Source organism: Streptomyces sp. NP-1717 (assembly GCF_022695985.1).
GTDB lineage: Bacteria > Actinomycetota > Actinomycetes > Streptomycetales > Streptomycetaceae > Streptomyces.
Window position 1 is genome coordinate 1 of sequence record NZ_JAAPBF010000276.1, and the last position, 8,514, is coordinate 8,514.

Annotated in this window: 8 protein-coding genes; 7 read left to right on the forward strand and 1 reads right to left on the reverse strand. The window is 70.8% G+C overall.

The genetic code is table 11. From position 1 onward, the window contains the following. Nucleotides 1-129: 129 nt before the first annotated feature. The 4 genes from GXP76_RS31890 to GXP76_RS31905 all read left to right on the forward strand — a co-directional run bounded on the left by GXP76_RS31890 (nucleotide 130) and on the right by GXP76_RS31905 (nucleotide 4,197). Nucleotides 130-2,169 (forward strand): cytochrome c oxidase assembly protein, encoded by a 2,040-nt coding sequence (locus GXP76_RS31890; RefSeq protein WP_242575102.1) that lies wholly within the window; start codon nucleotides 130-132, stop codon nucleotides 2,167-2,169. Continuing rightward, a complete protein-coding gene (locus tag GXP76_RS31895; RefSeq protein WP_242575103.1) occupies nucleotides 2,166-2,825 on the forward strand; it encodes a thioredoxin domain-containing protein in 660 nt (219 codons plus the stop codon). Before GXP76_RS31890 ends, GXP76_RS31895 begins: the two co-directional genes overlap by 4 nt. A gap of 104 nt (nucleotides 2,826-2,929) precedes the next feature. Then, nucleotides 2,930-3,298, forward strand: a complete 369-nt coding sequence (locus tag GXP76_RS31900) for a BlaI/MecI/CopY family transcriptional regulator (RefSeq protein ID WP_242575109.1) — start codon at nucleotides 2,930-2,932, stop codon at nucleotides 3,296-3,298. Then, complete coding sequence (locus tag GXP76_RS31905) at nucleotides 3,295-4,197, forward strand: M56 family metallopeptidase (protein ID WP_242575104.1); 903 nt, start codon at nucleotides 3,295-3,297, stop codon at nucleotides 4,195-4,197. The genes GXP76_RS31900 and GXP76_RS31905 overlap by 4 nt, the downstream gene beginning before the upstream one ends. On the opposite strand, the gene GXP76_RS31910 is transcribed toward GXP76_RS31905, so the two are convergent. Next, nucleotides 4,194-5,231, reverse strand: a complete 1,038-nt coding sequence (locus GXP76_RS31910) for an NlpC/P60 family protein (protein ID WP_242575105.1) — start codon at nucleotides 5,229-5,231, stop codon at nucleotides 4,194-4,196. The two genes, GXP76_RS31905 and GXP76_RS31910, sit on opposite strands and share 4 nt — an antisense overlap. A 271-nt stretch (nucleotides 5,232-5,502) precedes the next feature. On the opposite strand from GXP76_RS31910, the gene GXP76_RS31915 reads away from it, so the two are divergent. The 3 genes from GXP76_RS31915 to GXP76_RS31925 form a co-directional block, all read left to right on the forward strand. Continuing rightward, entirely contained in the window at nucleotides 5,503-5,934 is a 432-nt protein-coding gene (locus GXP76_RS31915) for a hypothetical protein (RefSeq protein ID WP_242575106.1), read from the forward strand. Between the two features lie 112 nt (nucleotides 5,935-6,046). Further along, nucleotides 6,047-6,967: a serine protease gene (locus GXP76_RS31920; protein WP_242575107.1), complete on the forward strand. Its 921-nt coding sequence runs from the start codon at nucleotides 6,047-6,049 to the stop codon at nucleotides 6,965-6,967. Between the two features lie 173 nt (nucleotides 6,968-7,140). Continuing rightward, nucleotides 7,141-8,514 (forward strand): family 2B encapsulin nanocompartment shell protein (locus tag GXP76_RS31925; RefSeq protein WP_242575108.1); only part of this gene is annotated, 1,374 nt, incomplete at its 3' end.

An 8,514-nucleotide genomic window follows, 5' to 3' on the forward strand; every position in this document is an offset into this window, starting at 1 on the left:
GCACGGCTTCCTCTTCCGGCACAACCAGTTCGACGGGCGTCCCGGCCCTTCCGGTCGTCATCGGCGGACTTCTCCTGCTCACCGCCGCCGGGGTCTGCGTCGCGGTGATCCGGCAAAGGCGCGTCCGCCATGGCAGTTGACGCCCGACGCGCACCGTCCCCGTCCCTCCTGCTCGCAGCCGCCCCCCTCACCGCCGTCGCCACAACTCTCCTGTTCCTGTGGGCAGGTGGCACGGCGACCGAGCAAGTCCCGGGTATCCAGGGGCCGGACGCGCCGACCACATGGGCCCTTCCCGCGGCCCGTACGGTCGCGAACGCCGCCGCCGTCGCCGTCGTCGGCGCCCTGCTGCTCGTGACCGTACTTCTGCCGGGCGGCCGGCGGCTCGACGGGACGCGGCTGCGGTACCTGACATGGGCGGCGTTCGCGGCGGCGATCTGGTCGGCCGCGTCGGCGGCCCTGCTCGTGTTCACCCTGTCCGACCTCTTCGCCCGGCCGGTCGGCGATGTCCTCGCCCCCGGCGTGCTCGCGGACTTCGTCCTCACCGACGCCCGGGGGCGCTCCTACGCCCTGATGGCGGGTGCCGGGGCCGTCCTCGCCACAGCCTGCCCGGGCATCGGTACGGTGCGCTGGGCCCGGGCCGCGCTCCTGCTCGCCGTCGCCGGACTCCTGCCGCCCGCCTTCACCGGCCACTCGGCGGGAGCGGGGAACCACGACGCGGCGGTCACCGGTCTCGCACTGCATCTGGTCGGCGTCGCGGTCTGGGTCGGTGGGCTGGCCCTGCTTCTGGTCGCCGCCGTGAAGCGGGACGCCGGTCTGGACACGGCCGTCCGGCGCTTCAGCTCTCTCGCCCTCTGGTCGTTCGTCGTGGTCGCCGCCGGAGGTGTGGTCGGCGCGGTCGTCCGACTGCCCTCCGCCGCCGACGTGTTCACCAGCCGTTACGGCCGGATGGTGCTGCTCAAGACGGTGGCGCTGCTGATCCTCGGCGCTCTGGGCCGGTGGCACCGACAACGCGTCCTGCCCACCATGGGCGGCGGATCGAGACGGCCCTTCATCCGGCTCGCCGCCGGTGAACTGCTGGTGATGGCAGCCGCGATGGGACTCGCCACGGCGCTGTCCCGTACGCCGCCACCCGGCGCCGGCGCCTCGTCCCTGTCGCCGGCCGAGGAACTGCTGGGCTTCACGATGCCACCACCACTGGGTGATTTCCCCTGGACACCCCTGCTCACGCAGTGGCACTTCGACCCGCTGTTCGCCTTCGGTACGGCTGCCGCCGCCCTCGCCTACCTCGCGGCCGTGCGCAAGCTCCGTGCCCGGGGCGACCGTTGGCCGCTCGGGCGCACGATCGCCTGGCTGGCCGGGCTCGCCGTGACCGTACTCGCCACGATGAGCGGCCTGGCGGTCTACGGCAAGGTGATGTTCAGCGTGCACATGGGGCAGCACATGATCCTCGCGATGACCGTCCCCATCCTCCTGGTCCTGGGAGCGCCCGCGACACTCGCCCTGCGCACGCTGCCCATGGCGGCCGGGGACGGAGCGGCGGGCCCGCGCGAACTGCTCCTCGCTCTCCTGCGGAGCCGCTACGTGAAGGTGATCTCGCATCCGGTGGTGGCGGGCGTCCTCTTCATCGCCAGTGCCTTCGCGGTCTACTACACCTCGCTCTTCGAGACCCTGATGCGCAGTCACCTCGGCCACACCGTGATGCTGGTGCACTTCCTCGCCGTGGGGCTGCTCTTCTTCTGGGTGATCATCGGCGTGGATCCCGGACCACGCCGGCCGCCCTTCCTGGGAAGGCTGTTCGTACTGATCCTGACCATGCCGTTCCACTCCTGGTTCAGCATCTCGGTCATGAGCTCGACGGACATCATCGGCGAGGGCTGGTGGACGGACGTGGGCCGGACCTGGGGCGCGTCCCTCGCCGACGACCAGTACAACGGCGGAGCCATCGCCTGGGCGACCGGCGACATTCCCGTACTGATCACCACCATCATTCTCGCCGCCCAGTGGGTCCGCTCCGACGCCCGTGAGGCGCGGCGGATCGACCGCCGGATCGACCGCGGTGACGCCAACGACCCGCTGGCGGCGTACAACTCCTACCTCGCGAGCCTGCACGCGCGTGACCGGAAGCGCCTCCCCCCTGCCCGATCCCCAGAGATCTCCGAGGACTCATGAAGAAGCATTTCCTTGTCGCGGCGGCGCTCCTGGCCGTACTCGCAATCGGTTTCGGTGTCGTACTCGCCCTCTCCTCGGGCGGTTCGTCGTCCGGCGCCGTCAACGCCGAGCCCGCGGCGGATGCCAAGCCCGTCCGTGCGTCGAGCCACCGTCTGACCGATCCCGAACGCAGCGAACTGACCGTTGTGGAGTTCCTCGACTTCGAATGCGAGGGGTGCGGAGCGATGTATCCGGTCGTCGAACGGCTCCGCGAGGAGTACGAGGACCGCGTCACGTTCGTGGCCCGCTACTTCCCGATGCCCGGCCACCGCAACAGCCAGACCGCCGCACTGGCCGTCGAAGCCGCCGCGCGGCAGGGGAAGTTCGAGGAGATGTACGGCAGACTCTTCGACACCCAGCCGCAGTGGGGCGAGGCGAAGGAGTCCAAAGCGGCGCTCTTCCGCGGTTACGCGGAGGAACTCGGCCTCGACATGAGGAAGTTCGACTCGGCCGTCGCCGATCCCGGGACCGCCGAGCGGGTACGGACCGACCAGCGCGACGGCCTGGGCCTCGGCGTCCAGGGCACGCCGACCTTCGTCGTGGACGGGGCCGTGATCCCGACGCCGGGCTCGTACGACGAATTCAGTGAACTCATCGAGAACCGGCTCGCCCGGTGAACACCGGGGGGAGGGCCGGCCTTGATGGAGCGGCCCCGCGCCGGGACGCGCCTACGATGGCCGGGTAGGCGAAGGCGCGGCAGATGGCGGAAGGAATCGCGGCGGTGCGGTGGTTGGGGGAGCTGGAGGCCGAGATCATGGACTGTCTGTGGAAGTGGGACAGGCCCGCCACCGTGCGTGAGGTGGTCGACGACATCAACACGCGCCGCCCCGCCGCCTACACGACCGTCATGACGGTGGCTTCGATTCTCCACACCAAGGGGTGGCTGACCAGGCGGAAGCAGGGCCAGGCATGGCTCTATACCCCGGTGCGCAGCCGGGAGGCGTACTCGGCCGCCCTGATGGAGGACGCGCTGGGAGCGAGCGAGGACCGCCCGGCCGCCCTGGCGCACTTCGTGGAACGCATGTCGGACGACGAAGTGGCCGCGCTGCGCGAGGCGTTGCGGGCCGTCGGCCGCGACGTCGAGCCGTGAACGCGGCTCCCGCGCTCTTCGGCTACGCCGCCGCCGTAGGCGTACTCGCGCCGCGCGTGATGCTGCGCGCCGGGTGGCCGCACCGGGCGCCGGTGCCGGCCGCCGCCGTGTGGTTCGCACTCGCCTCCTCGTTCTCCGTCTGTGTCGCCCTCGGCACGCTGCACCTCGCGACGCCGGGCGCCCATCTGCACGGCATCCTCTATTCGTGCGGCGCGGCCCTGGGAGTCGGGCCGCCCGACGCCGGCGCGGTGCGGCGCCTGGCGGTCGTCGTCTCGGCGGCCGTACCGACGGCTCAGGTGGCGGCCTTCACGTACCACGTACTGCGCGCCCGAGCGGCTCGTACCCGGCACCGCGAGATCCTCGACAAGGTGGGCCGGCCGTTGTCACGGCTGGGCGCCACCGTCCTGGAGCACGCGACCCCGGCCGCGTACTGTCTGCCCGGCCGCCGCTCCAGGATCGTGGTGAGCCGCGGCGCCGTCGAACTGCTCTCCGACGCCGAGATCGCCGCCGTCGTGGAGCACGAACGGGTCCACATCGCCGGCCGTCACCATCTCCTTCTCGCGGCGGCCCGGTCCTTCGCCGTCGTGTTCCGGGGAGTGCCGCTCGCCCGGCACGCTGGGCAGCAGATTCCACTCCTGCTGGAGATGGCCGCCGACGACGGCGCCCTGGACATCCATCCCCGACGGGCGCTGGTGACCGCCATGTTCGAGATGGCCTCGGCGGGCGCGGTCCCCAAGGGCGCGCTGTCGGCGGGGGGACGCACGGTGCACGTACGGCTGCGCCGGATCCTGGCCCCGGCACGGCGTACGCATCCCGCGTTCCGGATCACCGTGGCCGGGGCGGCGGGGCTGCTGCCGCTGCTGCCCCTTCTGGTCGCCTGCCCGCCGGGACTGTATTAGAGGCGTACGCCCCACATGAACGGCATGCCGCTGCGAGCGATCGACTCGTAGCGCACTTGGGCGCCCGGCTTGGGGGAGTGGAGGATCTGGCCGTTCCCGGCGTAGAAGCCGACGTGGCTCAGGTCGGTGCGCATGATGATGAGGTCGCCCGGCTTGAGCGCGCTCTGCGAGTTGATCCGGGTGCCGACGTTGGCCTGGGCCTGCGACGTACGGGGTATGGAGACACCGGCCTGCTGGAACGCCCAGGACGTCAGTCCGGAGCAGTCGAAGGAGTTCGGGCCGGTCGCTCCCCATACGTACGGCATGCCGACCCGGCTCTTCGCCGCCGCGAAGGCCGCGGCGCCGCGCTGTGAGGCGCTGGCCTCGTTGCCGAGGTCGACACGGTCGCTGTCGCGGTTCACCCGCTCTTCCTTCGCCGCCCGCTCGGCGCGCTCCTCGGCCGACAGCGAGTTGAGGAGCGACTGTGCCTTCGCCAGCTTGCCCTGGATCTCCTTCTTCTTGCTCCCCAACTCCTTACGGGTGTCCTGGAGCGCCTTCAGCTGCTCGCCGGCCCGCGCCCGCTGCTGCTGAAGGGCGCGCTGCTGGGACAGGTACTGCTTGAGCGTCTCGGCCTGCCGGTCGCTCAGCCGCTCCATGTCGGACGCCTTGTCCAGATAGCTGTCCGGGTCGGTGGAGAGCATCAGCTGCACCGAGGGGTCGAGCCCGCCGCTGCGGTACTGGGCGGTCGCCACCGAGCCGAGCTGGTTGCGGAGTTCGTTGAGACCGTCCTGGCGCCGGGCCGCCGCGTCCTGGAGATCGCCGACCTGCTTCTCCAGCTTTCCGGCCTTCTCCTTCGCCCCGCTGTACTTCTCCGTGGCCTGGGTCGCCTCCTCGTACAGGCGGTCGATCTGCGCCTGGACACCCTTCTTGTTCGGGTCGGGAAGCGGGTCGGCGGACGCCGACTGGGTCGACAGCGCCACGGCCGCGGCGGCGGTGGCGGTGAGCACGCCCGTGTACGCGGGGGTCGGCTGCTTCGGACGACGGTGGGACGCCACTGAGGCGAGCTCCTTCTTCCTCGGCCGCTGCCGGACGGACAACTCGGCTGTCCTCCGACTCCGCGCGGGCGCAGCGGATTTGGCGGCACCTTCACTGCCGGTCCGGGTGGGGAGACGGCCGTACGAAGGCTCGATCCGCATACTAATCATCTTAGTGGCTTGGTTCCAAGCCTGGGCCTGGCGGGTGCCCGTACCTTCGCCGGGTCGATGAACGGCGGGTCCCACCGGTACGTACCTCCCCCCACACCCCGCCCGCAGGAAGGCAACACCGGTGACGGCACCCCGCGTTCATCCCGCCCGCACCCTGGCCGTGCTCCTCCTCCTGGGCTCCCTGGTCATCGGGTGCTCGGCGGACCCGGCCGCCGAGGAGGAGCCCTCCGCCCGGAAGGCGACCGCCACGCCTGTCCCCTCGCCCGCGCCCGCGAGCATCGAGAGGATCGCGTCGATGACCGGCTGCGCGGCGGAGATGCGCACCGACGCCGAGGAACTCCGGGAAGCCGTCTGCGTCACGCCGGAGGGCAACTGGATCGTGACGACCTTCCCGACGGAGAGACTCAAACGGACGTGGCTGGACACCGCGAGCATGTACGGCGGCACCTATCTCGTCGGCCCGAAGTGGGCCATCGGGGCCGAGCCGCGACTGCTCAGGAAGCTCCGCACGACGGTGGGCGGCGAGGTCGAGGAACTTCGCGGCCTGAGCTGACTCCTGTGTCACAGATCATCGACAGCGCGAACCGGGCGGGCGCCTTCTCCGCTCTTGCCGGGCGGACCGCGAGACACGGTCCGCCACCGCACCGGCCGAGGAGACACCTGCCATGTCCGAGACATCAACTTCCCCGATCCGGCGCCTTCGTGGCAGGGTCGCGGGACTGGCCGTGACCGGTACGGCTCTCGTCCTGGCCGCCCCGGTCCCGGCGACGGCCGCGGCCGGTCAGAGCCTCGCCGCGGCGGCGGACCCGGTCTCCGTCATGAAGTACACCGCCAAGGAGCGCAAGGACGCCCTCGCCTACTGGACCTCCGCCCGGATCAAGGCGGTCGGGAAGTCCGTCGACCTCGGTCCGACCGGGCCGAAGGCGAAGCCGTACCGGGGCACCGCACTGAAGACCGTGGGGCGGCTGTTCTTCGTCAACTCACGCGGCGCCGACACCTGGTGCACGGCCACCTCCGTCAAGAGCGCCAACCGCTCCGCCGCGCTGACCGCCGCCCACTGCGTGCGCCTCGGCTCCTCCCCCGGCAACACCAACACCGCGATGGTCTTCGTCCCCGGCTACCACAAGGGCAAGAAGCCGCACGGCACCTTCGCGGTCCGCGCCGTCGCGACCCCGCGCACCTGGGAGACGGACTCCACCCGTGACATGGCCGCGCTGGTCGTCGACGCCGACAAGAACGGCAAGAAGCTCACCGACGTCGTGGGCGGCCAGCCCATCGCCTTCAACCGCGCCGTTGGCGGCACCGTCTCCGCCCTCGGCTACTCCGCCACCCGCCCGCAGCTCGGCGAGGAGCTCCTGCGCTGTGTCGGTACGGCGAAGAAGGAGCACGGCATGCAGGCGATCCCCTGCGACATGACCGGCGGCTCCAGCGGCGGCCCGTGGCTGGCGGACTTCGACACCACCACCGGCAAGGGCGTCCTGGTCTCCGTCAACGCGTCGCTGGACGCCCTGACCCCGACCAAGATGTACGGAGAGGTGCTGGGGGCCACGGAGAAGAAGGTCTTCGACCGGGCCCAGAACAGCTGACGCGGGCCGGTAATTCTCACCCTCTCCCTGTGGACTTATGTGCGAAGGAACGTCACTGCTGGCCGCGTACCCCGCCTGTCGCCAGGGCATTCACGTCCTTTCGTGTGATGACAGGCGAAGTAGGCAGGAGGGAGGGTGATCCGGCGTACCTACAGGAGGGCTGAGGATCACCTATGACCGTTGAAGCCGACCGGGAAGCCGTTCTGGCGCAGGCGTCCGGGCAGCAGAGTCTGGCGACGGCCGCCGCGCGGAATCTGGCGACGATCGCGAAGTCCGTCCCGCAGATGCAGGAGACCTCCTCGCGGTGGCTGATGAGGATGCTTCCGTGGGTGGACGTCCGGGGTGGCACGTACCGGGTGAACCGGCGGCTGAGTTACGCCGTGGGTGACGGGCGCGTGACGTTCGTGCAGACCGGTGGCCGGGTCTCGGTCGTCCCGGGCGGACTGCGGGAGCTGCCCGCGCTCAGGGAGTACGGCGACGAGGCGGTGCTGGGCGAGCTGGCCGACCGCTGCGAGCAGGTCGACTTCGAGCCCGGCGCGGTGCTGGTCCGGGCCGGTGACGCGAGGGACCGTGTCTTCCTGCTGGCGCACGGCCGCGTCGACAGGATCGGCACCGGGCCCTACGGCGAGGAGACCGGTCTGGACGTCCTGGCCGACGGCGCCTACTTCGGCGACGAGTGCCTGACCGGGACGGAAGCCTCCTGGGACTGCGCCTTCCGGGCCACCACCGCCTGCACGGTGCTGGTGCTCTCCCGCCGGGACGTCGCCAGCCTCGCGGCACGCGACGACTCCCTGCGAAGCCATCTGAGCGCCGGCGCGACCCTCTCGGGACAGCGCGCCAACGCGTACGGCGAGGCCGCGATCGACCTCTCGGCGGGACACGTGGGTGAGCCGGTCGTCCCGCACACCTACGTCGACTACGAGCCGGAGCCGCGTGAGTACGGGCTCTCCATCGCGCAGACGGTCCTGAAGGTCCACAGCCGTGTCGCGGACCTCTTCAACGACCCGATGAACCAGACCGAGCAGCAACTCCGCCTCACCCTGGAGGCGTTGCGCGAGCGCCAGGAGTACGAGCTCGTCAACAACAAGGAGTTCGGGCTGCTCAGCAACTGCGACTACGCGCAGCGCCTCCAGCCCCACGACGGGGCTCCCACGCCCGACGACATGGACGAACTCCTCTCCCGCCGGCGCGGCAGCAAGTTCTTCCTCGCCCACCCGCGAGCCATCGCCGCGTTCGGCCGTGAGTGCAGCAGACGCGGACTGCTCATGGAGCCGGTGGACGTCAACGGCCATCACGTCCCCTCCTGGCGCGGCGTGCCGATCTATCCGTGCGGGAAGATCCCCGTCAGCGAGGCCCGTACGACCTCGATCATGTGCATGCGTACGGGGGAGGACGACCAGGGCGTGATCGGGCTGCGGCAGACGGGTATCCCGGACGAGATCGAGCCGAGCCTGTCGGTGCGGTTCACCGGCATCGACGAGCAGGCGATCATCTCCTACCTCGTCACCGCCCATTACTCCGCCGCGATTCCGGTCCCCGACGCTCTC